The 22,270-nt window shown below is 41.1% G+C and carries 24 protein-coding genes; 11 read left to right on the top strand and 13 right to left on the bottom strand.

What is annotated here, in order from left to right; all coding sequences use genetic code 11:
• Nucleotides 1-14 precede the first annotated feature (14 nt).
• Nucleotides 15-1,895, top strand: a complete 1,881-nt coding sequence (parE, locus tag E0D95_RS11420; RefSeq protein WP_130803916.1) for a DNA topoisomerase IV subunit B — start codon at nucleotides 15-17, stop codon at nucleotides 1,893-1,895.
• A gap of 55 nt (nucleotides 1,896-1,950) precedes the next feature.
• On the opposite strand, the gene E0D95_RS11425 is transcribed toward parE, so the two are convergent.
• The 4 genes from E0D95_RS11425 to alc all read right to left on the bottom strand — a co-directional run bounded on the left by E0D95_RS11425 (nucleotide 1,951) and on the right by alc (nucleotide 5,039).
• Entirely contained in the window at nucleotides 1,951-2,499 is a 549-nt protein-coding gene (locus E0D95_RS11425; protein ID WP_130803917.1) for a hypothetical protein, read from the bottom strand.
• Between the two features lie 143 nt (nucleotides 2,500-2,642).
• Nucleotides 2,643-3,401 carry a hypothetical protein gene (locus E0D95_RS11430; protein ID WP_130803918.1) on the bottom strand — a complete coding sequence of 253 codons (759 nt, stop codon included), beginning with the start codon at nucleotides 3,399-3,401 and terminating at the stop codon, nucleotides 2,643-2,645.
• A gap of 117 nt (nucleotides 3,402-3,518) precedes the next feature.
• Nucleotides 3,519-4,022, bottom strand: coding sequence for an ureidoglycolate lyase (locus E0D95_RS11435; RefSeq protein WP_130803919.1), 504 nt, complete (start codon nucleotides 4,020-4,022; stop codon nucleotides 3,519-3,521).
• Between the two features lie 12 nt (nucleotides 4,023-4,034).
• Nucleotides 4,035-5,039, bottom strand: coding sequence for an allantoicase (gene alc / locus E0D95_RS11440; RefSeq protein ID WP_130803920.1), 1,005 nt, complete (start codon nucleotides 5,037-5,039; stop codon nucleotides 4,035-4,037).
• 220 nt (nucleotides 5,040-5,259) lie between these two features.
• On the opposite strand from alc, the gene hpxO reads away from it, so the two are divergent.
• Nucleotides 5,260-6,417, top strand: coding sequence for an FAD-dependent urate hydroxylase HpxO (gene hpxO, locus E0D95_RS11445; RefSeq protein ID WP_130803921.1), 1,158 nt, complete (start codon nucleotides 5,260-5,262; stop codon nucleotides 6,415-6,417).
• Between the two features lie 133 nt (nucleotides 6,418-6,550).
• Nucleotides 6,551-7,078, top strand: coding sequence for a DUF1877 family protein (locus E0D95_RS11450; RefSeq protein ID WP_130803922.1), 528 nt, complete (start codon nucleotides 6,551-6,553; stop codon nucleotides 7,076-7,078).
• On the opposite strand, the gene E0D95_RS11455 is transcribed toward E0D95_RS11450, so the two are convergent.
• The 5 genes from E0D95_RS11455 to puuE form a co-directional block, all read right to left on the bottom strand.
• The gene (locus E0D95_RS11455; RefSeq protein WP_130803923.1) at nucleotides 7,063-7,569 is read right to left on the bottom strand and encodes a GNAT family N-acetyltransferase; all 507 of its coding nucleotides are present in this window, start codon (nucleotides 7,567-7,569) and stop codon (nucleotides 7,063-7,065) included. The two genes, E0D95_RS11450 and E0D95_RS11455, sit on opposite strands and share 16 nt — an antisense overlap.
• Nucleotides 7,570-7,693: 124 nt before the next feature.
• Complete coding sequence (locus tag E0D95_RS11460) at nucleotides 7,694-8,419, bottom strand: outer membrane protein OmpK (RefSeq protein WP_130803924.1); 726 nt, start codon at nucleotides 8,417-8,419, stop codon at nucleotides 7,694-7,696.
• Nucleotides 8,420-8,650: 231 nt separating this feature from the next.
• Nucleotides 8,651-8,974, bottom strand: coding sequence for a hydroxyisourate hydrolase (gene uraH, locus E0D95_RS11465; RefSeq protein ID WP_130803925.1), 324 nt, complete (start codon nucleotides 8,972-8,974; stop codon nucleotides 8,651-8,653).
• Nucleotides 8,971-9,474: a 2-oxo-4-hydroxy-4-carboxy-5-ureidoimidazoline decarboxylase gene (uraD, locus tag E0D95_RS11470; protein WP_171478586.1), complete on the bottom strand. Its 504-nt coding sequence runs from the start codon at nucleotides 9,472-9,474 to the stop codon at nucleotides 8,971-8,973. Before uraD ends, uraH begins: the two co-directional genes overlap by 4 nt.
• Before the next feature lie 137 nt (nucleotides 9,475-9,611).
• Complete coding sequence (gene puuE, locus E0D95_RS11475) at nucleotides 9,612-10,580, bottom strand: allantoinase PuuE (RefSeq protein ID WP_130803926.1); 969 nt, start codon at nucleotides 10,578-10,580, stop codon at nucleotides 9,612-9,614.
• A gap of 262 nt (nucleotides 10,581-10,842) precedes the next feature.
• On the opposite strand from puuE, the gene E0D95_RS11480 reads away from it, so the two are divergent.
• The 5 genes from E0D95_RS11480 to E0D95_RS11500 all read left to right on the top strand — a co-directional run bounded on the left by E0D95_RS11480 (nucleotide 10,843) and on the right by E0D95_RS11500 (nucleotide 15,231).
• Entirely contained in the window at nucleotides 10,843-11,193 is a 351-nt protein-coding gene (locus tag E0D95_RS11480; protein ID WP_130803927.1) for an HPF/RaiA family ribosome-associated protein, read from the top strand.
• A 149-nt stretch (nucleotides 11,194-11,342) separates the two neighbouring features.
• Complete coding sequence (locus tag E0D95_RS11485) at nucleotides 11,343-11,885, top strand: ankyrin repeat domain-containing protein (RefSeq protein ID WP_130803928.1); 543 nt, start codon at nucleotides 11,343-11,345, stop codon at nucleotides 11,883-11,885.
• Nucleotides 11,886-11,899: 14 nt separating this feature from the next.
• Entirely contained in the window at nucleotides 11,900-12,667 is a 768-nt protein-coding gene (locus E0D95_RS11490) for a transporter (protein ID WP_130803929.1), read from the top strand.
• A 14-nt stretch (nucleotides 12,668-12,681) separates the two neighbouring features.
• Nucleotides 12,682-14,532, top strand: a complete 1,851-nt coding sequence (gene dsbD, locus E0D95_RS11495; protein ID WP_130803930.1) for a protein-disulfide reductase DsbD — start codon at nucleotides 12,682-12,684, stop codon at nucleotides 14,530-14,532.
• 6 nt (nucleotides 14,533-14,538) lie between these two features.
• Nucleotides 14,539-15,231 carry a glutathione S-transferase family protein gene (locus E0D95_RS11500; RefSeq protein WP_130803931.1) on the top strand — a complete coding sequence of 231 codons (693 nt, stop codon included), beginning with the start codon at nucleotides 14,539-14,541 and terminating at the stop codon, nucleotides 15,229-15,231.
• On the opposite strand, the gene E0D95_RS11505 is transcribed toward E0D95_RS11500, so the two are convergent.
• Nucleotides 15,228-16,406, bottom strand: a complete 1,179-nt coding sequence (locus E0D95_RS11505; RefSeq protein ID WP_130803932.1) for a GGDEF domain-containing protein — start codon at nucleotides 16,404-16,406, stop codon at nucleotides 15,228-15,230. The genes E0D95_RS11500 and E0D95_RS11505 overlap by 4 nt on opposite strands.
• A 524-nt stretch (nucleotides 16,407-16,930) precedes the next feature.
• The gene (locus E0D95_RS11510; protein ID WP_228258857.1) at nucleotides 16,931-17,842 is read right to left on the bottom strand and encodes an alpha/beta hydrolase; all 912 of its coding nucleotides are present in this window, start codon (nucleotides 17,840-17,842) and stop codon (nucleotides 16,931-16,933) included.
• A 156-nt stretch (nucleotides 17,843-17,998) separates the two neighbouring features.
• Here E0D95_RS11510 and E0D95_RS11515 point away from each other — a divergent pair, with 156 nt between their 5' ends.
• Nucleotides 17,999-18,436, top strand: a complete 438-nt coding sequence (locus E0D95_RS11515; protein ID WP_130803934.1) for a DUF2147 domain-containing protein — start codon at nucleotides 17,999-18,001, stop codon at nucleotides 18,434-18,436.
• A 54-nt stretch (nucleotides 18,437-18,490) separates the two neighbouring features.
• Here the strand turns inward: E0D95_RS11515 and E0D95_RS11520 are convergent, their stop codons facing one another.
• Together E0D95_RS11520 and E0D95_RS11525 are read right to left on the bottom strand one after the other, a co-directional pair.
• A complete protein-coding gene (locus tag E0D95_RS11520) occupies nucleotides 18,491-18,844 on the bottom strand; it encodes an arsenate reductase (RefSeq protein ID WP_130803935.1) in 354 nt (117 codons plus the stop codon).
• A gap of 495 nt (nucleotides 18,845-19,339) precedes the next feature.
• A complete protein-coding gene (locus E0D95_RS11525) occupies nucleotides 19,340-20,161 on the bottom strand; it encodes an exodeoxyribonuclease III (protein WP_130803936.1) in 822 nt (273 codons plus the stop codon).
• 39 nt (nucleotides 20,162-20,200) lie between these two features.
• Between E0D95_RS11525 and pyrE the strand changes: the two genes are divergently transcribed.
• Both pyrE and E0D95_RS11535 read left to right on the top strand, forming a co-directional pair.
• Complete coding sequence (pyrE, locus tag E0D95_RS11530; protein WP_130803937.1) at nucleotides 20,201-20,851, top strand: orotate phosphoribosyltransferase; 651 nt, start codon at nucleotides 20,201-20,203, stop codon at nucleotides 20,849-20,851.
• Nucleotides 20,852-21,258: 407 nt separating this feature from the next.
• The gene (locus E0D95_RS11535; protein WP_130803938.1) at nucleotides 21,259-22,197 is read left to right on the top strand and encodes an alpha/beta hydrolase; all 939 of its coding nucleotides are present in this window, start codon (nucleotides 21,259-21,261) and stop codon (nucleotides 22,195-22,197) included.
• The last annotated feature ends 73 nt before the right edge of the window (nucleotides 22,198-22,270 follow it).

A 22,270-nucleotide genomic window follows, 5' to 3' on the forward strand; every position in this document is an offset into this window, starting at 1 on the left:
GGAAATCGTACAAGGTGTCACAATATACGGCTCAATCACTTGAAGTTTTATCGGGTTTAGATCCTGTACGTCGTCGTCCGGGCATGTACACCGATACGACGCGTCCAAACCATCTTGCACAGGAAGTGATTGATAATGCCGTGGATGAAGCATTGGCGGGACATGCCAATAAAATCTGCGTTACCGTGTATAAAGATGGTTCATTGTCGGTAGAAGACAATGGACGTGGTATGCCAGTTGATATTCATCCTGAATATGGTCAAAGTGGAATTGAGATTATTCTGACCAAACTCCATGCAGGGGGAAAATTTAGTACAGACAATTACCAGTTTTCAGGCGGTTTGCACGGTGTTGGTATTTCGGTGGTCAATGCTTTGTCCAGTCGGGTTGAAGTCGAAGTCCAACGTCAAGGCAATCTTTACAAAATGACCTTTGCGCACGGCGAACCTGTCGCGCCACTTGAAGTCCTTGAAGGTAAAGCACCTAAACGTGCCACAGGAACCACCGTACATTTCTGGCCAGAAGCCAAATATTTCGATAGCCCAAAATTTGCCTTAAAAGCTCTCAAACATAATTTAAAAGCCAAAGCGGTGTTGGCGGCTGGACTGAAAATTAGCTATATCGATCAAATTAATGATGAAAAAATCGAATGGCAATTTGAAAATGGTCTGGTTGACTATTTGATGGATGAACTGGAAGATCGTGAGATTGTGCCAATGCCTGCTTTTGTCAGTCAGGGACAAGCAGAACGCGCCAGTTGTGAATTTGCCATCTGCTGGAATGTGGAAGGTGGTGAGCAGATTCAGGAAAGTTATGTCAACCTGATTCCAACTGCGCAAGGCGGAACCCATGTCAATGGCTTGCGTTCTGGTGTAACAGAAGCATTACGAGAGTTTTGCGAATTACGCAATTTATTGCCGCGTAACTTAAAGCTGTCCGCCGAAGATGTTTGGGATGGCGTGAATTTCATTTTGTCGCTTAAGTTTCAGGAACCGCAGTTTTCAGGGCAAACCAAAGAACGCCTTTCCAGTCGTGAAGCATCAGGCATAGTACTTAATATTGCCAAAGATGCTTTTGCTTTATGGCTGAATCAAAACTCTGAAATTGCCATGCAATTGGCAGAAATGGCAATTTCCAAAGCGGGACGGCGATTAAAAGCGGCCAAAAAAGTCGAACGTAAAAAGATTGTCTCTGGACCAGCCTTACCCGGAAAACTAGCCGACTGCGTTGGACAAACGCGTGAAGAATCTGAATTGTTTATTGTGGAAGGTGATTCTGCGGGCGGAAGTGCCAAGCAGGCGCGTGATAAGAACTTTCAGGCGATTATGCCGATTCGCGGTAAAATTTTGAATACATGGGAAGTCTCCTCCGATGAAGTATTGGCTTCACAAGAGGTGCATGATATAGCCATCGCAATTGGGGTTGATCCGGGCAGTGATGATTTATCCGAACTGCGCTACGGCAAAATTTGTATTTTAGCGGATGCAGATTCCGATGGATTGCATATTGCGACCTTGCTCTGTGCTTTATTTGTTAGACATTTTCCTACGCTGGTTGAAGAAGGACATTTATTTGTGGCGATGCCGCCCCTGTTTCGTATTGATGCAGGCAAAGATGTATTCTATGCACTGGATGAAGATGAACTAGAAGCGATTTTAGCCAAGGTTAAAACTAAAAATCCGCAAATTACCCGATTTAAAGGTCTGGGTGAAATGAATGCAGGGCAGTTGCGTGAAACCACGATGGACCCGAATACGCGCCGTCTCGTACAGCTTGATCTGGATGATGCACATTTGACTGCCAGTTTATTGGATAAGTTGCTCGCCAAAAAACGTTCGGCAGATCGTAAATATTGGCTGGAACAAAAAGGTAATCTGGCTGATATTGCAGTTTAAACACCTCCTGATTGAATGACCTGACTGGGCTGCTGACAGGTCATTGAAACTTGAATCAGGGCAGCACAGGAATCAATTTTAGTACTTTATCGACTTTGAGTTTTTCGCGTTGCGCCAGTTGTTGACAGCGTAGCCGAATTAGAGCGATCTCATCTTTTAAAGCTTGCACTGCGTGTTGTAAGGAGGTCAGTGGGACTTCGAAGCCATCATGATCTTGGCTGGCATCAGGTTTAAAACGTATGCGATGATCCTGATAGTCGCATAATACCTGCGGATGACCGATCCAGAACTGTTTAAGATTGCCCTGAGCCAGCTGATCCCATGCATGGATGTCATTTAAATCTGAGCAACAGCGGGGCAATAGTAAGCTTTGACCAATTGCATCGACCAAGACATAACCACCATTTAATGACGTATTTTTAAATACGGTATCTTTTAGTATTTTGCTCAGATGAGCATCGCACAGATCTTGAATCGCAAAGAACCCAGAAGCAGATAAGCCAGACGCAGATAATAAGGGCGTAAATAGATCATCAACGCTGTGAAACGGATCACTTTGCCGACGATCCTCTAAATCCAGCACAGGAATAAAGCGTATTTCCATATGTTTTTCTCATTTTAATTTGGTTGCGCAGTTGTGATATCGGTTTTGTTATAGATTGCAGCATGAGATGTTATGAATAATTGCTGCATACCACAGTATGCCTTAAGCCAATACTCAGGTCTTAAAGATTCGGACGAATACCCCTATTGTGATGTTGATTTGTTGAGTGTTTCAACTTGATAATACGTCCCATCTGCGTAGACATTATGCCCAAAACCACAGTTTGAAGCTGGATCATTTTGCTGTACTTCAATTTTTCGACCGTATTGATCCTGACCAAATTTGAGATCAATCTTGCAATCTTCGTAACGAAAGTGAGCCTGATTTGCTGACAAAGGCATATTGGTCTCAAAAGAGCCCATATTGGGTCCATAAATTAGCCCACCTAAGCCAAAATAATAGCCATCGAATGCAATTTGATAAGTTTTGGCTGTTTTTGAAACGGTCATCGTACTCCATTGTCCAAATCCCGCCGACTTCACATACATTCCGGTTGGCTGATTGGCGATTTTAGGCAGTTTTAATTGCTTTAAATTATATTGACTGATTTTGGAGTCTGGCGTGCGTAAAAACCATGCTCTGGCCCATAAGGGTTTGTCGAGTTTGGCATAACTTAAGCCTACATTGTTGTTTGCTACGTCAACATCACGGTCAGTCAAAGTGGTTTTATGATCTTCTGCGTTGAGTTGACAAAACTGTGTCCATGCCGCCTGATACTCAAATTGCTCAATGGCTTTGGCATACTGTTTTTGATCATAGTATTTTTTCCCCATTTGGGCAGATGAAGCTATTTTGGCGCAGCCCTGTTGTAATTCCTGCTCGAAATTCATGTCGGCAAAACTCAGCGACGAAATAAAGGAGATGCTACTCAGTAGGATCAAAATCGAATATTTTATGTTCATACTTAATCTGTTTGGATTTTAATTTTTTTATTTTAAGAAACATGTCAGTTAAAGAAAACCACTGCTCTGTAAGCTGTACATAGCAGTGGTGTAAGTGGGTGTAGCCTCGGTTAATCTTTAAATTTCAATATCAACCGATGCGGGAAATGTATAGACGTCACAATTGTGCCCTGTACCAATCCGATCTACGACAGCAAAATCACTGGGCGATTCTAATGTCAGCAAAGGATGATGCCATGTCCCTGCACGGTAATTCACGCCTTGCGAACCATCGGTTATAAAAGCACATATCTGCTTAATATCTGGCTGATCTGCGTTCAAACTGGGCGCCACCACCACCAAAAATTTTTGACCCTGCATGGGAATGAAGGCCTGAGAGCCATTGGGGTGACGCTCTAACATTTGAATGGTTAAAGGCAAGGTGCTGGTCTTAATATTACGAAAAATACTAATGCCCGCTTTGGCTTCACCTTTAATTTCAGTTTCGACCAAGCAATGATAACGCTCGGTATGCGCCTCATTAATATGAAAAAAATCATGTCCCGTACAGCCAATCACTTCGCCGAAAGCGGCAAAGTTTTCATTGGTTAATGGCTGAATTTTAATCGCAGTTTTTGACATAATGCTCTCGGCTTAAGCCAGTTGACCCCAAAGGCGAATGCGGCTAATGCCACCGTCTGGAATCATGTTGACACGAATATGCGAAATTTTTTCATGTGCTAAAATTTCGTTAACATAGTCATGAATATGATCCATTTGCATGTCTTGCGCTTCAAGTAAGAATGGCCAGAACATACTTTGTGGGATCAATTGAGGGTCAGTGGCATCTTCGATGTACACCGCCTGAATTGAAACCTGAGCAGGGTAGTTGCCCTTAAAGTGTGCAGTATCAATTTCAATTTTATCAATTTTACCTGCCTGCCCCAGTGCCAGAATACACCAGTCAAAACCTGGCGCACGACGACGTTTGGTTTCCCAGCCGTCGCCCATGTTAATGCCACGTCCCGGATTAATTAAGTTGCGCGGGTGACCAAAGTGCGCATCACTATAAGCAATGACACGTCCGCCATTTTGTAATGCCAGTAAATCCAGCGTTTCATTGGTATTGGTTGCTTGAATTTGCACCTCACCATAAATACGCAAACGAGCAACACCACCATCTGGAAAAATATTCAGACGGATATGGGTAAATACATTTTCGTTCTCAATATCAAAAATATGGTGCTGACTTGGGCCTAAAATACTATTGGCTAAAACGGGCTGCCATAGTGCATTTTGAGTGTCTCCATTTGGTGCATAACAGCCCTCCAATGAAGCAGAAGCAGGATAGTTTCCTGTAAAGAATGTGGTGTCTACATCAATGGCTTTAATCTTACCTGCAACGCCTAACTTGACGATACACCAGTCATAACCTGAATGACGTTTGCGACGTGTTTCCCAGCCGTCCATCCATTTACCATGATCATCAAATTTATCTTCGACAAAAATAGGCGCATCGAACTGTAACATGCGCTTTGCTTCTGCAAAAAAATCATCTGAACATTCAATAATTTGAGCACCAATACGGGTATCTGCCAAATTGGTGAGCGTGTGGAGTTGGGTTGGAAGTTCAAAAGCAGGAGCTAAAAGCGTTGCCATAGGATGTGTACCGTTCCTTAGATAAGCGTGGTAAAAAGTTTACTTGAATGAACCTGCATTTTTAACTCAGAATGAAGAAAAGTGCATCATCATTGTACTTTTCTATGCAGGGTATATGCCAATTCTTATAACAGGGATGATTTCCCTACGGATGGCATGGTTTTCGCTACAGATCTAATCAAGTTACAGAATTTGCAGTATTCGAAAGGGGGATTACACAATGAACGTTGTCATTATTGGTGCTGGCATGGGTGGATTAACCACTGGGATCGCATTAAAAAAATTTGGTCATCAAGTCACCATTTATGAGCAAGCAGAACAAATTCTTCCTGTCGGTGCAGCAATTTCACTGTGGTCTAATGGTGTGAAATGCCTAAATTATTTAGGTTTGGGTGAGCAAGTTGCAAAGCTAGGTGGTGTGATGGATCATTTGGCTTATGTGGATGGACTGACCGGTGAAGTCATGACTCAGTTTAGTCTACAGCCTTTGATTGATGAAGTTGGACAACGTCCATATCCAGTTTCACGTGCTGAATTACAAAACATGCTGATGGATGAATTTGGTCGTGAAGATATCCAGCTGGGTAAGCGCATGATTTCTTTAGAAGATCAGGGCGAACAGGTGGTCATTCAATTTGCCGATGGCAGCAGTACCACAGCAGATCTATTGGTCGGCGCGGATGGTACACATTCGATCACTCGTGCCTATGTCTTGGGAGATCAGGTTGAGCGCCGTTACGCAGGCTATGTCAACTGGAATGGTCTGGTGGAAATTTCTGAAGATCTGGCTGCGGCTGATCAATGGACAACCTTTGTTGGCGAAGGGAAACGGGCCTCTTTAATGCCCGTTGCCAATAACCGCTTTTACTTCTTTCTGGATGTGCCATTAGAAGCAGGGCTTGAAAATAATAAAGCCAATTATCAAGAGACGCTCAAAGGTTATTTTAGTGGCTGGTGTGCGCCCGTGCAGCAGTTGATTGAGCGTTTGGATCCGCAAAAAACCAATCGTGTGGAAATTTGTGATATCGAACCATTTACCCAATACCATAAAGGTCGTGTGGTCATTGTAGGGGATGCTGCACATAGCACTACACCGGATATTGGTCAGGGCGGTTGTCAAGCGATGGAAGATGCGATTTATCTGGCACGTTCGCTACAGATCAATACCTTGGGTGTGCAAGATGCATTACGTCGTTATCAGGACAAACGCAATGAACGTGCCAATGAACTGGTTCTTCGTGCGCGTAAGCGTTGTGATGTAACGCATATGAAAGATGAGCAAGTCACCATGACGTGGTATGACGAATTACGTCAGGAAAAAGGACCGCACATTATGCGTGGGATTATCAATAATATTATTGGCAATCCACTCGACTAAAAGACTCAAATTTATACAGAGGAGCGACGCTCCTCTTTTACATTCTGCAAAGATCCGCTCACAAATTGTTAAGCACTGTGATCATCACAATCGTTAAGCTTAAACAAAGATATAACAACTGAGCCAATAAAAAATGAATGCTGTATTACTTGCGATTGAGCCGAACGATCTGGAAATTTTGATGCTGGAAGCACAGAGTATCGATGAAATTTATCATGCACCATCCATTCGTTCTAAACTCAATCTTGGGGAGACATGGCAATCGTTGCAATTTTTGCTGACCCGTAGTGCCAAACAGCATCAGGATTCGCCACTTGTTTTTGCTATAGAGGCGGAGTATGCCTTTGCTCACCCTGCTTTAGCAGTTGCCAGTGTGCGTTATAACCCAGTTGTTGAAGTAGAAGAGATTGCTAAAGAGCTGGACACGATTTCGACGGAGCAATTCAAACATCAATTTGACCCTGAGCAGTTAAATCAGAATAAACTATTTCCCTTTCATTGGGGCCGTGATGTTGAAAAAGAACAAGCAGAACTGGCGATGCTGTTTGTGCAATTAAAAAATTTTTATGAATTGGCCAAACAACATAACTATGCGGTGATCAGTTTACATAGTCAGCAGATTATGTCCGATGTGTATTATATGACTCAGGCATCCAGTTGACGTTGCATCAACACCAAATCGCGCCATTGTCCAAACTTTTGTCCTACTTGCGCTAAATGTCCAGTTTTGACAAAGCCCAGTCGCTCATGAAGCACGATGGACGCGATATTTTCGCTATCAATTGCCCCAATCATGACATGGAAGCCCTGTTGTTGCCCCAGATGGATCAACTGGTTCAGTAATGTTTTACCAAGACCTTGTCGCTTATAATCGGGTGAAATAAAAATAGAATGTTCAATGGTGTGTTTATAACCAGTAATGCTACGGAACTCGGCATAATAGGCATACCCTGCGACACGCTGCTGAGCCAAGTCATAGGCAACCCACATCGGATAACGCTGCTGCTGTAAATGCTGAAACCATTCCAGATAGACTTCAAAGGTTTTGGGTTGATCATTCCAGTTGGCAGTGCCAGTTAAAATTTCATGATTATAAATAGCAAGTATCTGTTCTAAATCCGAAACCACGGCTGGGCGCAACTGAAGCTCCATGCTGAAATAACCTAAAACCAAAAAGTTGGAAAATTATAAGCTGAAACAGTACACAAATGCTGGTACTCAAATAAAAAAGCAAGCACAGTGGCTTGCTTTTTGCTCTGTAAAATATGTGCTTATCTTAGAAGTGATATTTCACCAAAGCACTGACATTGTGCTCATCTTGGCCTTTGATGCCAAATTTATTATTCCAGACCGAATGTTCAATCCCTAAATACAAACGTGTATCTGGTGAAATGTGTTTACCCAGATTCCATTTATATTGAGTCGTCCAGTTTAGCTCACTGGCATGATCACCTTCGGCGGTTGACCAGTCCAGAAAACCATCGACCAAAAATTCTTCAGAAGACAGCTTAAATGGCAGCGCATAAACTGCGGTCATTTGATAGTCATCATCAGTGTTTTCGTTATTGGCACGATAGAAATTTAAATTGAAATATTGAAAATATGGAACATTTAAATCAATTGCAAAGCCATATAGAAAGTTATCGAAGCTGCTAAAGTCATCGTTATTACTTTCCCATGTGGTGGATACCAAAACATCTTTGATCGGGCCATAAGACAGTTTTTGCCCTGAAACTTCACTCAGACTCAAACGTGGTGAAAGCTCAAAATAAGTACTTTTATGATCATCACCGCCACGCATACGGTCTACAAAAAAGAAAACATCTGCATATTTGACTTTAGCGGCATATTCCAAGGTAATGGTGGTTTGCTCATCATCCACCACTGCATAATTTTCCCCGTATAAGCCCGTAATACTAAAATCCTGCCAAACTGGCTTGGCTTGAGCCATGGTCGCCGCAGATAAAAGTCCTGTAATTAACGCTAAATGCTTTAGTTTCATCTTCACTCTCCCCAAAATAAGCGTTTCAAGCATACCGACTCTTAAGCAAAAATAAAGCCAAATTTGATCAAAGGTTAAAAAAACCTTAAAAACGGTGCAAACTTAAGTGGGGAAAATGATTCAAAATATGAACCAGAATATAAAGAGATTCTTCAGCAGTCTAGATTTTTTAATTAACTTTTCGGGAATCCGATGTGATTCCCTCAAGCTAAATATGGTGGGTGATTCGATTTAGCTGCCACGATAAGTCGAATAGGCGAACGGACTAATTAATAAAGGTACATGATAATGTTCGTTTGGGTTTTCAACAAAAAACTGAATGGACACCTGGGGGAAAAAGGTTTTTAAATCATGTTTGGCAAAATAAGGCGCAATATCGTATTCCAGCAAGTATGCACCCTGTTCAATGTGCTCAATTCCAAAATCCTTGAGCCGACCATCATCATTGGTCACGCCATTGCCGAGTAGGGTACGGGTTTTGGCATCATATAAACGGATTTCGACCTGTGGCGCAGGTTTACCGAGATGTGTGTCTAAAATATGAGTGCTGATCATGCTTCAATTCCTTGACGAAGACGAAGTAATGCAATGGCTGCCAGTTGTTCATGCACGATTTTTTTTTCAGTTTCTATGTCGTGATTTAAACGTTGTTGTAGCGTGGTTAAAATTTGCTCACTGGTCAAACCGGCTGCTTTAATGAGAAAAATAAAGCCAAACTTTTGTTCATACGCGACATTGCCTTCATAGAGTGCGCGCTGAGTTTGTTCATCCTGTTTTACGCCAGACTGCTCATGATCAGAAAATTGCGCTTCACGTTCACTCAACTCCACTTTGGCTTTTTTCTCGCCAATGCGCGGATGAGTGGCCAAAGCCGTTTCAATTTCTGACCAAGTCCATGTTTGACTTTGTTGTGATGCTGCATCCAGCAGGGCTTGTGTCGAGGTATAAGGGCGTTGTTCACTCAAGCTGTTGACCCATGATGGAATGTGCACACATGCACTTAATAAGGGCGTTACTTGATTGATTGACGCTTGGTTAAACTCAGAAAAACGCACCATATTCATCCAATATCAAAGCAAAAGATAAAATAAATCGAGCAATAACAATGCCAGCACAACAGATATCTATAAAATCGAATAATGTAGATATCTGTTCATTTATTTTAATCCAGACGTGCTTTTTAAGTTAAAAATTAGCCAGCAAATGGATGGTGTTGATACCAGTGCTCGGCAATATCATTACGGCGGCAAATCCAGACCTTGTCATGCGATTGTACGTAATCCAAAAAGCGTTGCAAGGCTTTAAAACGACCCGGTCGCCCCAAAAGACGGCAATGCATGCCAATAGAGAGCATTTTTGGTGCAGTTTCGCCTTCCGCATAGAGCACATCGAAGGCATCTTTAAGATATTGATAGAACTGCTCACCACTATTAAACCCACCCGGAGAGCAAAACTTCATATCGTTTGACTCAAGGGTATACGGAATAATCAGGTGAGGACGAGTTTCATTATCAATATTGGTCAGTGTGGTCCAGAAAGGTAAATCATCACCATAATGGTCGCAATCATATTTAATTTGTGGGAACTCTGCTAATAACTGGCGAGTATTGGGGCTATCGCGTCCTGTATACCAGCCAATTGGGGTTTCACCGAACAGGGTTTCAAGCACTGAAAGCGCCTGATCCATATACATACGTTCAGTTTCAATGTCCATGTCCTGATAGTGAATCCAGCGTTGTCCATGAGAAACCACGTCGTATTGAGCGTTTTTGATCGCTTCTACAATGTACGGATTACGCACCAGTGCCATGCCTACCCCAAAAATCGTCATGGGTAAGCCACGACGCTGGAACTCTTGATGAATTCGCCAGAAGCCTGCACGTGAGCCATATTCATACATTGAATCCATCGACATATGTTTAGCTGGATAGCTGGCTGCACCTACGATATCAGATAGAAACTGCTCTGAACCCAGATCACCATGCTCAATGTGGTTTTCACCACCTTCCTCATAATTTAGTACAAATTGTACAGCGACACGCGCCTGATTGGGCCATTGAACCTGAGGCGGTTGACCATGATAACCAATTAAATCGCGCGAATATGGCGCATTTTTGATTTGGTCAATCAGATCTTGTCCACGTAGATATGAAGAGTTCACAATGATGCATCCTTTTTGATCAAAATGTCATAAAAAGTTAAAAAATCAGCTTGCATATTTTTGAGTATAGACAGATATTGAAGATAGAGAGAAGATCTTCATATACTCCAAAAACAACATCATGACAAAGCGTAAAAGGAGATAACAACCAATTACACAAGATAGATGTACAACAGCACCAAATTACAGCATGCTCAAAGTGTGCCAATTAAGTTTTGCATAGATTGTTATATAGAAATACTGATACAAAGAGGATGGAATCATGAATATTGAAATCCGTACAGATAAAAACATCCAGAATAGTGAACGTTTAATTGAATATGTTCGTGCAGAACTTTCTACCGAATTTCAGCGTTATGCTGAACGAATTACTCATTTTTCGGTACATTTGAGTGATGAAAATGGTGATAAAAAAAATGGTGAAGATGATATTCGTTGCATGATCGAAGCACGTCCATCCGGTTTAAAACCGATTGCAGTCAACCATAAAGCAGGCAATATTGATCTTGCCATTCATGGTTCAATTGAAAAGTTAAAACGTACGCTAGAACACAGCTTTGAAAAACAGGAACCTTCGCGAGGCAGTCGGGTTGAATTTGCCGACGAAGAGTAAAAGCCTGAAAAAGCCCTACGGGGCTTTTTTTACAGGGATTTAAAATGTATTTAAAAGCCTACATCATGTGAACTCAAAAAATATCACATATCTCTGTGTAAATTTCGGCATAATAGGCTGTAAATCCCTTTTAAACTGGTGAGATATCCATGCTAAGCGCTCAACAACAAGCTTTTGTTCAGGCAATTGAAGAATTAGACCTTGAACAGGTTCAACGCCTGTTAGCGTCGGGTCTTGATCCTAACTTTATTGATCCAGAAAAAGGTCCTCCAATTTCAGTCTTTAGTGATGGTATTTTTAAATGGTGGGAACGAATTTGTGAAGCCTATGAAGCCAACCAACCCTTGAGTGAAGAAGAAAAACAACAAGAATTACAGGTTCATCTGGATATTCTGGATGCATTAATTAAAGCCAAAGCCAACCTGCACTTGTGGGATTCAGAAGAACTCTATGGTCCACTCTGGGATGCAGCGAGTTCAGCCTGTGTGCCTGTCGTACAACGTTTACTTGATGAAAAAGTCGATCCAAATACCCGTGATGATGAGGGCCTGACCATTTTATCTTCGGTCAGTGATTTATTTTTTGATTGTGATTTTGATGAAATTAACTGGGCAGAAGCCTTACCTGAAGAAAAACAGACATTAGAGTTACTTCGTCGTCGCGGAGCAAAAATGTCAAAAGAATTAACTTAATCTTGAGTGTCGCCATGAATATCTTTAAAACACTGACCTTTATTGTCGCTACGAGCGCAACTGCCACCAGCTTTGCTGCTGATTTTTCATTTGACCGCCCAGGGTCTGGTTTTGGTACAGGCATTACACCTGTTGGCAAATTGGCTTGGGAACAAGGTTTACCAAGTGCGAGTTATAATGAAACGACTGTAGATGGCATCAAAGAAAAAACTGTGAGCTTAAATGGCGATATGCTGTTACGCACGGGTTTGGCGAAAGATCTGGAATTACAGTTGGGTTGGCAAGGGCCATCTTGGTATGAAACCAAACGTGCAGGCGTCAAACACCATGATGATGGTTTAGGTGATGTGAGCATTGGTTTAAAAAAGGCGATTGATCTCAATGACGAACGTCTTTCTATGGCGATTTTGGCACAAGCGCTTATTGCCACAGGAAATGATGAATTTACTGAACATGACGATATTTACAGCTTAAGTTCAGCTGTGGCTTATCAGTATAACGACCTGATAGAAACCTCAATTACCATGAAATATGAAGTACAAAATAGCGATTGGGCGGTAACCGCTATTCCGACTTTGGGCTATCAATTTTCAGGAAAATGGTCAGGTTATTCAGAATTTGTCTATAAAAAAGCTGAAAGTGAAGATTATGAATATGGTTTAGGAACAGGGGTAATTTATGCCATTAATGACCGCGCACAGTTAGATGCCAGTGTCGGTGTTGGCTTAAATGGCAGTGACAAAAACTACAATGGTGGTTTTGGTTTTTCTTACCTGTTCTAAATATTGAGGGAGTCATGGCGCATTTTCAAAGTCGCAGTGGTTTTTTTTATTTTTTCATCTTGTCACTTTGTTTTTTTGCGACACACTTGCAAGCCAATGATGCCTTGCTCAGTCCAGAACAGGCATTTTCATTTTCAGTAGAATCGACCAGTCAGGACACGGCTGTGCTAAATTGGTCGATTCAGCCGCATTATTATTTATATCAGCATAAATTTGAGGTCAAACAGGGCAACCATGTGCTGCCCTTGGCTCTGCCCAAAGCTGAACAACAATATGATGATAACTTTGGTCATACTCAAGTTTATTATGATCATGTTCAGTTTAACATTCAGACACAGCCTTCTCAGAATTATCAAGTGACATGGCAAGGTTGCGCCAAAGACAGAATCTGTTATCCCCCACAGACGATTGAATTTCAAACCGATGTAGATGGTTTGGTCAATTTGCAAAATACAACTCAAGCCCAAAAAACCTTTCTGGATGTCGCGAAAGCAGGTAGCGCTGCTACCATGCAGGGAAAGACCACACAGCAAAATACAGAGCAAGCTGATGCAACCACTGCTGATGGCGTAATGCCATCCGAGAATTTAAACCCAGTCCAGACCCAAGTGGCGCAGGATCAGTTTTGGAGCAGTAAGCTTGAGCAGTATTCATTAGGTTACGGTGTTTTGCTCTTTCTGGGGCTGGGAATGCTGTTGGCATTTACACCCTGTTCCTTACCCATGCTACCTATTTTGACTTCGCTGATTGTCCGGGAGCGCAAAGGATTACATGCATGGATGGTCGCACTGACCTTTGTATGTAGTATGGCCATGGTGTATGCGATATTAGGTTTGATTGCATCATCAGCAGGGCTTAATTTTCAGCGTTGGCTTCAACAGCCCGCGACTTTAATTGCATTTAGTCTGTTGTTTGTGGTTTTTGCCTTAAATTTATTTGGTTTATTTGAGATTAAATTACCCCAAACTTTAATGAACCATCTGGATCGAATTCAGTCTGTACAACGTGGCGGAACGCTGTTAGGTGCAGCCATCATGGGCATTATTTCGGCTTTACTGGTCGGGCCGTGTATGACAGCACCACTTGCAGGAACATTGCTGTTTATTTCACAAACGCAAGATCAATGGCAAGGTGCTTTGCTACTATTCTGTTTAGGCTTTGGTATGGGCATTCCTTTACTGCTGGCCACCATTTTAGGGGCAAAAGTCCTCCCTAAAGCTGGACAATGGATGCATCAAATTAAAGTGATCTTTGCATTTATTATGCTGGCTTTAAGTCTGTATTTTATACGCCCTCTATTGCCCGCATTAATATTACAAATTTTAAGTCTGTGCTTAGGTTTGAGTGTGATTGGATATGCTTGTTATCGTTTGATTAAGCATCGTGATGGGTTGCGCTGGCTTTATGTGGTGTTATTAATTCTGGTGGTTCCAGCCTTGTTGTTTGATCAATACCAACATATTCAGCGCCATCAGCTTGATCACCAGCAAGGGGCAAATAGGTGGCACATTGCGCATACCGCGAATGAATTTCAACAATTATTAGCTCAGGCACCTAAAGACCAAATTGTCATCATTGATGTTTATGCGGACTGGTGTGTGGCTTGTCAGCCGATTGAACACCGCATATTAAAAGATGCACAGGTACAAGCGGCATTACAATCGTATTATCTGATCAAACTCGATTTAAGCCAATATGATGCTTCTCATCAGGCGTTGCTTAATCAATGGCAAATTTTAGGTCCACCAACTTATCTTTTTTTAACGCCACAGCAACAAGAGTTGCGTCATTTGCGATTGACGGGTGCATTTAGTAAAACTGAGCTACTCGATCATGTGCAGTCCTTAAAAAACGTCAAGGAATAGAGATTCATGCAACTTTATATTGGCAATAAAAATTATTCATCATGGTCAATGCGACCTTGGCTGGTTATGAAACATTTTAATTTGCATTTTGAGGAGCATTGGGTCGCATTTGATGATTTTGCCGCAGACGAGGCATTTAAACAGCGCATGTCCAGTATTAGTCCAAGTGGCAAAGTCCCGACATTGCTGGATCAAAACCTTGTGATCTGGGATTCTTTGGCAATTTGTGAGTATCTGGCAGAGCAATTCCCAGAAAAGCACTTATGGCCGACAGATCGAGTTCAACGTGTTCGTGCGCGTTGCATTAGTGCGGAAATGCATAGTGGCTTTACCACACTACGCCAATACTGTGGGATGAATATCGAGGCGGATCTAAGCTTTATTGGTGGCAAACTCTGGACGGATTTACCAGCTTTGGTCAAGGAAGTTGCCCGTATCGAACAGATCTGGGCTGAACGACCAAGTCTGGATGGATTTTTATGTGGCGATTTTAGTATAGCCGATGCTTTTTATGCACCTGTAGTGATGCGCTTGCTAAGTTATGGTTTACCTGTTTCAGAGCAAGCTCAACACTATATGCAAACCATGTTGGCAAATCCTGCTGTAAAAGAATGGATCACAGAGGCGCGAGCAGAAAAACAGTTTGTCCAGCGTCAGGAAGTATATCGTCAGCATGGTGAACAATTTTTAAGGCTTTAAGATTTGGTCATTAATGGTGGTAAATCAAAATAATACTGGACTTGATTACGGCCATTGGCTTTTACAGCATATAGGGCCTGATCTGCCTGATTTAATAGTTCACTGGGGTCAGTGTTGCTACTGGACATGGCAATGCCAAAACTGGCACTGATTTGAATGGTGCTTTGGTCTTTTAAAAAAATAGGTAAAGTTTGAATTGCTATACGACAGCGTTCGGCAATTATTCTGGCCTGCGCTAAAGCTGTATTTGGTAACAATAAAATGAATTCCTCACCACCAAAACGTCCGATGTAGTCCTTATGTCTTAAATGATGAGATAAACATTTAGCGACTTCAATTAAGACTTTATCTCCCACGTCATGACCATAATTATCATTGATGCGTTTAAAATGATCTAGGTCTAATAAAATTACTGCATATGGACATTGATTATGCTGAAATTGATCATGTAAATCTTTTAAATACAGATTGATACTGCGTCGGTTCAGTACATTGGTAAGAGGATCAATTTGGCTCAGTTTCTCAATATAATCTTCCCGATTACGCCACTGGGTGAGCAGAATTTCAAATAACAATAGACTGACTAAAAATATCGGTGCACTAAAAAATAACATCGTATTCACCCAGAAAGGCTGAAGTAATACATTTTCCTGTGTCGGACCGATATTGAACAGAGGTGCATACGGAATCACATGATATGTGCTTAAATAAGTACAGAGCAGCAGCATAATTGTGGCAGGAATCAGGGCTACATAAATTAAATGACGCTGAAAAAGAATCAGACCGACAGTTACCATACTGACATAGCCGATCATGGTGGCAGGGCTCAAGGTGCCCACCATATAACTTCCAAAACACAAAGTGAGGGTAAATAAACCAATACTGATCCATGGCATAAAAGAGACTGCCAGCTTGTGTTCGCGATAATAAATCGTTGGATAAATCAAAGCTGCCAACACACAAAAAAAGCTGATATCAATCCAGAAGGTAACGCGCATTAAAGGCATGTTGATCATCGACCAGACACTAGGTTGCAAAAAAATATAAATTTTCCAGACGATCCATGTGAGATGCATGCCACAGGCTAAAATCAAAATCAGTGCGCATTTTTGTACCGTTGACCAATTCATAACCACATTGTCTTCAAAGACCATTTTCATTAATTGTTGTTTCATAAAACATCGCCTGCGGTAAAACTGGAATTGCTTCATTCATATGTGTAACGGTTTGCTAAACTTTTAATTGTTGTGATACCAAACACTATAAATGGATTTTTGTCTGACTAAAATAATATTTTTATCTCGTTATGAAAATTGAGCTTAATCCGAAATAAGCGACACATTTTTCGTGAGTCATTTTTTTGATACATGATTTTTTGTTCGAATTTTTTCTTTAGAAAAGATAAGTCTAAATTTTGAAAAAACTTCATACCAAGTGTTTTATTTGTATGATTTATTTAGACATTTTATGGGAACTGTGAACTTAAAATTATTCTAATTTTTATTCTGAATCGCTCATAGGTTTAAATTGAAACATGAGACTCCTGCAATAGACTCTGTGGGTCAATCCAACGGTTTATTTTATTGATTTAAGCGAAAAGCGGCGGAGGAATATCAATCATATTGCTTGCACCGCTTGTATTGAACACGAAATTTTCTAGGTTGTAGGTTGAAAGACATAAATTAGAAGCAATTTAACCCTAATCTTGATCTAACTGATGCGCAAATTCGCTGAGATCGGTTAGCGCTTGCTTGGCTTGATCAAACCATGCATTGAACATATGAAAATTATGCCACATGCCTGTATAAAGTTTAAATTCGACTTTTACCCCTGCTGTTTTGGCTTTATCACGGAAGCGCTTTGCATCATCCAGTAAAATTTCTTTGGAACCCACTTGCACCAAGGTCGGAGGTAAGCCTGTTAAATCATCAAATAATGGAGAAATTTGTGGATTATCAGTAGCAACCCGATTTCCAAGATAATAATCGATTCCTGCTTCTAATGCCTCAATAGACAGCAACGCATCGTGTTTGCGATTAAAGCGTAAAGATTCGCTCGTCAGGGTTAAATCCAGAAATGGCGATAACAAAATCAAACCACTAGGCAAATCTTCCTGATTTTCTTTTAAACGCAAGCACAGTGCTAAGGCTAAATTTGCACCGCATGAATCCCCTGACAAAATAATGTCTTTTGCTTGTATGTCTTGATCTAGCAATAACTGATAAACATCGTAAAGCGCATCTAAGGCATCAGGAAAACCATGTTCAGGTGCCAGTGGATAATCCACATGAATCACTTGCATTTGGGTACGTGCAGCAATATCGGTCATTAAGGCGCGATGTGTATTTAACCCACCTAAAAAGAAAGCACCGCCATGAATATGAAAAATCAACTGTGTAGAGGATGATTGAGGTTTAATTTCCTCAGCGTTTAATCCTGCAAGTCGAATAGGACGAATCTGGACTTCTTTATTGACAGGGAAAACACGACACATCTGCTCCAGTGCAATACGCAGTGTAGTCGGTGGCAAAGTAAACTGGCTGGGCGTACGAATCGCTGCTTTTAAAATTGCTTCGGTAATATATTGTTTCCACATGGCATTTATCTTCATCATTTTTTCATTGTTTGGGGAAATGTTCTGATATTGTGTTGATTCGACTAAACAAGTTACAAGGCTACACTAATTAGTCACAGACAAAAATTGCATTCGTGTTGCGATTTGAGAATACTAAAAGGGTCAATAAAGACTTAGGGATACTAAACAAAAATGAAAAAATTTGCATTGGCACTTGGATTACTTGGTGCGACAGTTTTGGCAAATGCAGCTGATCCATTGAACGGTACGGTTTGGAAAACGATTGATGATCAAACGAAACAACCGAAAGCGATTGTGAAATTCACTGAGCAAAAAAATGGAACTTTGTCTGCAAGCATTCAAACCGTACTCACACCAGGTGAAGAAACCTCATGTACCAAATGTGAAGGACCTTATAAGAACAAATCACTGAAAGGTGTCACTATTGTTCATGGTCTGAAAAATACAGGCGGTACGAGTTACGACGGTGGTTCCATTCTAGATCCAAAATCGGGCAAAACCTATAAGCTTAAAGGTGAACTGGTTGATGGTGGGAAAAAGCTGAATATCCGTGGATATATCGGGATTTCTGCACTTGGACGTAATCAGACATGGGTTCGCGCCAACTAATATTAAGCAGAATTGCAAAAATAGCCGAATCATTGATTCGGCTATTTTTTTAAATCAAGAGGCGGAAAGTTGTTGATAGGCTGCTTCATCAAAACCAACAAGATACCCTGATGCCGTCTGTAATACAGGACGTTTAATCAAACTTGGATGTGCGACTAGGGTATCAATTAAATGTGTTTCACTGCTCAGTGCATGCTGTTGTTCATCGGCAGATAATTTGCGCCATGTCGTGCCTTTTTTATTTAATACCGTGTCTGCACCGATTTTTTCTAGCCAGATTTTGAGCGTTTCAGCATCAATTCCTTGCTTTTTATAATCATGAAACTCATAGCTTAAGCCCTTTTCATTCAATGCATCAAAGGCTTTTTTCATTGAATTACAGTTTTTGATTCCATAAATTTTTAACATCGTCTGGCGCTATATGAAGAATAATAGCTATTAGACTACCCAAAAATTAAATAAAGCTCTAGTCTGGATGAAATTGCAGAACTGAAATGGAATAAGCAGCGCAAAATAAATTAAAAGTAGCGTACTTGTGCAATTGGATAAATGTCATAAAATTGACATATATCTAATTTATAACTATTAGAGAAACAAAATCTATGCACAATAGCGAAATGCCAAACCAAAGAGCATGTGAAATTAGAATGTGATATGACAAAAAGAGAAAACCCGCATTTAATCATCCTGATCATGCGGGTCTCAGTCCAACGTCCATTGTCACATCCATGAATAACCAAACTAGGTTATATTTTTCTTCCTACGGCGTCCTATCCCTTTGTCATCCTGACATGTCCCTGTGCCGTGCAGCTATAATGCGCTTTCATGGGTGTAAAAAAAATATACAATTTCCACAACAAATGTAGGCAAAAACCATTGATTGAGTGTACATCTGTACTGAAATTAGCCAATTTTATAGTCAATAATGACGGGAGCATGGTCGCTAAACCACTCTTCTTTATACACCCAAGCATTGACCGTGCGGTCTTTCCAGTCAGGCGAACAAGCATGATAATCAATGCGCCAACCGACATTTTTAGCACGGGCTTGACCACGGTTTGACCACCATGAATACAGTTCAGCTTCTGTTCTGACTTCGCGAAAGGTATCTACATAGCCTAAATCATCATAAATATGATCCAGCCACGCGCGTTCATGTGGTAAACAGCCCGAAGATTTTTGATTGCCTGACCAGTTTTTAATATCGATGCGTTTATGCACAATATTGTAGTCGCCACAGACAATGATCGATTTATTCTCAGCACGCCATTGTTTTAAGATTTTGGCGTATGCTTCTAAAAACACATCTTTACGTGCCTGAGCTTCATCACCCGAAGAACCTGATGGTAAGTAAAGGGAACAGATATAAGCCGACTGATCGAGTCCTAAATCAAACTCAGCAGCAATAAAACGCCCTTGGGAATCTGCCAGTTCAAAACCCAGTCCATCTTGTACAGATTTAAACGGCACACGACTATAAATGGCGGTACCTGCATAGCCTGCACGTTCGGCAGGAAACAAATGGGTATACCAACCTTCAGGTTTAAATTTATCGGTCCATTGTGCATGCGTAATCCGGCTTTCCTGCATACACACCACATCGGCCTCAGATTGGTCTAACCATTCCAGCAGCCCTTTGGTCACAGATGAACGCAAGCCATTTACGTTAATTGAAACCACACGTAGAATTTTTACATCACTTGGATAGCTATCCTTTGGTATCATACTTCAGTTTGACCTCAATTTGATGAATCTGGAGCACCTATGACAACGCCATCGTCCTTTAACCCGCAAGCTTTTATTGAACTCGCGTTATCACGCGGTGTGCTTAAATTTGGTGAGTTTACCTTAAAATCAGGGCGTGTTAGTCCGTATTTTTTTAACGCAGGTTTATTAAATGATGGTGAAGCATTGTCGCTATTAGCTCAAGGCTATGCCGATAAATTGGTTCAATGTGACAATGTCGGTGTGATTTTTGGCCCAGCGTATAAAGGGATTCCTTTTGTCGCCGCAACGGCTGTGGCATTGTCTCAAGTACATGCTAAGAGTGTGCCTTGGGGCTTTAATCGTAAAGAAGCCAAAGACCATGGTGAAGGTGGCGTGTTGGTCGGTGCTGCGGTAGCAGGTCAAAAAGTCTGGATTATTGATGATGTGATTACTGCGGGAACTGCCATTCGTGAAGTAGTGACGATTTTGAAAAATGCAGGCGCGACTATTGCAGGTGTGTTAGTGGCACTTGATCGTCAAGAACGTGGTCAAGGTGAACTGTCTGCGATTCAGGAAGTGCAAAAAGAACTCGAAATCCCTGTGCATGCATTGATTACCATGAAAGATTTGATGGACTTTTTGGATGCTAAAGGTGAGAAAGAGGCTTTAGCCAATATGCAGGCATATCGTGAAAAATATGGCATTTAATTTTTAGATGTTGGAAAAGGAAGCATGAGCTTCCTTTTTTGTTGAGTTTATTTAAATAGTGGGTTGGAAATAATGATTACACACTAAGCATGGAACGCGAAAATCATGGAGAAGTTATCTTATAGCGACCAATACTTAATATTTTGATATAAGTTTATGATTTATATTAAATAAATTATTTTATGCTGCGTTATGTAAATGTTAACTCGCAGCGTGCTATAAGCTAGTAATTTATGCATATTCAATAAAGATCTAGCAAAAAAATATATCCAAAATCTTAATCAAAATTAACATAACTCCAACTTGGTTAGACTAGCTCAAAGATCACAAAATTAGATATATATGTCTGTACAGAGGGCTATTCACAGCACTATAAACTGACTCATTTTTATAAAAAAGGTTGAGATATGGATAAAAAATCCTTTCATCTGGTTGCTGATGATTTGAAAGACTTTGTAAAAGGTTTACCTGACATACAGGTGAGTGATGAGCGTCTCCCTGAGCTGCGAGCAACTGGTGTGGAGATGATTAAAAACTTTTTTCCACAGCAAGCTCAGCAGGGAAAGAAGATACAGATTAGTGATGAGGTCAGTATTTTTCTGTATACGCCAAAGGATAAAAGTTTAGAAAAATATCCTGTTCTCTATTACATTCATGGTGGTGGATACATATCTGGTATGGCAGATATGAATGATTACCTACATCAGAAGCGTGCAGACAGCCTGAATGTTGTACTGGTCGCGATTGAATACCGTCTCGCGCCTGAGCATCCGTTTCCAATCCCTCTTCAGGACTGCATGCTGGGCTTTGAGTGGACACATGCCAATATAGAGCAATTCAATGGTGACAAAGATCGTATTACAATTATGGGTGAAAGTGCTGGCGGTGGTTTGGCGGCCGCACTCAATCTCTATATCAAAGATAAAACCGCATATAAACCTAAAAACCAGATCCTGATTTATCCCATGCTGGATTACAAAACATCGCAAGATCCTGAGAACTATCCAAACAAATATGTTGGAGAATATCTGTGGACGCACCAAACGAACCAATATGGCTGGCAGGCTTTGCATGGTGATAAAGAGATAGCAAAGGAGGATATTGGCTATTTTTCTCCTTCGCATGCAGCTGATTTAACTGGTCTTCCAAATACCTATATTGGGGTAGGGAGTCTTGATCTGTTTTTAGAAGAAGATATGAACTATGCCATTGGGCTTGTACGTGCAGGGGTGCCAACCACACTTGATGTAGTCAATGGGGCTGTGCATGCATTTGATATGGTCTCATCAAAAACTTCCGATCAATTCAATGAAAGACTGCATACGTTACTGAAAAATATACTCTGATTAGCATTGATCAATCTTGTCCTATAGCAGTCGTTTATTCGTCAAGCTGCCTAAAAAATGCAGGTATCTTGTT

Source organism: Acinetobacter ihumii, assembly GCF_900625095.1.
Lineage (GTDB): Bacteria > Pseudomonadota > Gammaproteobacteria > Pseudomonadales > Moraxellaceae > Acinetobacter > Acinetobacter ihumii.

Coding starts and splice junctions, on each gene's coding strand:
- E0D95_RS11455 (WP_130803923.1), bottom strand. CDS start 7,569: ATGGAGCTTCAGTTGCGCCCAGCCGTGGTTTCGGATTTAGAACAGATA.
- E0D95_RS11485 (WP_130803928.1), top strand. CDS start 11,343: ATGCTAAGCGCTCAACAACAAGCTTTTGTTCAGGCAATTGAAGAATTA.
- hpxO (WP_130803921.1), top strand. CDS start 5,260: ATGAACGTTGTCATTATTGGTGCTGGCATGGGTGGATTAACCACTGGG.
- E0D95_RS11535 (WP_130803938.1), top strand. CDS start 21,259: ATGGATAAAAAATCCTTTCATCTGGTTGCTGATGATTTGAAAGACTTT.
- alc (WP_130803920.1), bottom strand. CDS start 5,039: ATGGCAACGCTTTTAGCTCCTGCTTTTGAACTTCCAACCCAACTCCAC.
- E0D95_RS11430 (WP_130803918.1), bottom strand. CDS start 3,401: ATGAACATAAAATATTCGATTTTGATCCTACTGAGTAGCATCTCCTTT.
- E0D95_RS11450 (WP_130803922.1), top strand. CDS start 6,551: ATGAATGCTGTATTACTTGCGATTGAGCCGAACGATCTGGAAATTTTG.
- E0D95_RS11425 (WP_130803917.1), bottom strand. CDS start 2,499: ATGGAAATACGCTTTATTCCTGTGCTGGATTTAGAGGATCGTCGGCAA.
- E0D95_RS11515 (WP_130803934.1), top strand. CDS start 17,999: ATGAAAAAATTTGCATTGGCACTTGGATTACTTGGTGCGACAGTTTTG.
- E0D95_RS11435 (WP_130803919.1), bottom strand. CDS start 4,022: ATGTCAAAAACTGCGATTAAAATTCAGCCATTAACCAATGAAAACTTT.
- E0D95_RS11480 (WP_130803927.1), top strand. CDS start 10,843: ATGAATATTGAAATCCGTACAGATAAAAACATCCAGAATAGTGAACGT.
- E0D95_RS11505 (WP_130803932.1), bottom strand. CDS start 16,406: ATGAAACAACAATTAATGAAAATGGTCTTTGAAGACAATGTGGTTATG.
- pyrE (WP_130803937.1), top strand. CDS start 20,201: ATGACAACGCCATCGTCCTTTAACCCGCAAGCTTTTATTGAACTCGCG.
- E0D95_RS11490 (WP_130803929.1), top strand. CDS start 11,900: ATGAATATCTTTAAAACACTGACCTTTATTGTCGCTACGAGCGCAACT.
- E0D95_RS11510 (WP_228258857.1), bottom strand. CDS start 17,842: ATGAAGATAAATGCCATGTGGAAACAATATATTACCGAAGCAATTTTA.
- E0D95_RS11520 (WP_130803935.1), bottom strand. CDS start 18,844: ATGTTAAAAATTTATGGAATCAAAAACTGTAATTCAATGAAAAAAGCC.
- E0D95_RS11500 (WP_130803931.1), top strand. CDS start 14,539: ATGCAACTTTATATTGGCAATAAAAATTATTCATCATGGTCAATGCGA.
- uraH (WP_130803925.1), bottom strand. CDS start 8,974: ATGATCAGCACTCATATTTTAGACACACATCTCGGTAAACCTGCGCCA.
- E0D95_RS11525 (WP_130803936.1), bottom strand. CDS start 20,161: ATGATACCAAAGGATAGCTATCCAAGTGATGTAAAAATTCTACGTGTG.
- dsbD (WP_130803930.1), top strand. CDS start 12,682: ATGGCGCATTTTCAAAGTCGCAGTGGTTTTTTTTATTTTTTCATCTTG.
- E0D95_RS11460 (WP_130803924.1), bottom strand. CDS start 8,419: ATGAAACTAAAGCATTTAGCGTTAATTACAGGACTTTTATCTGCGGCG.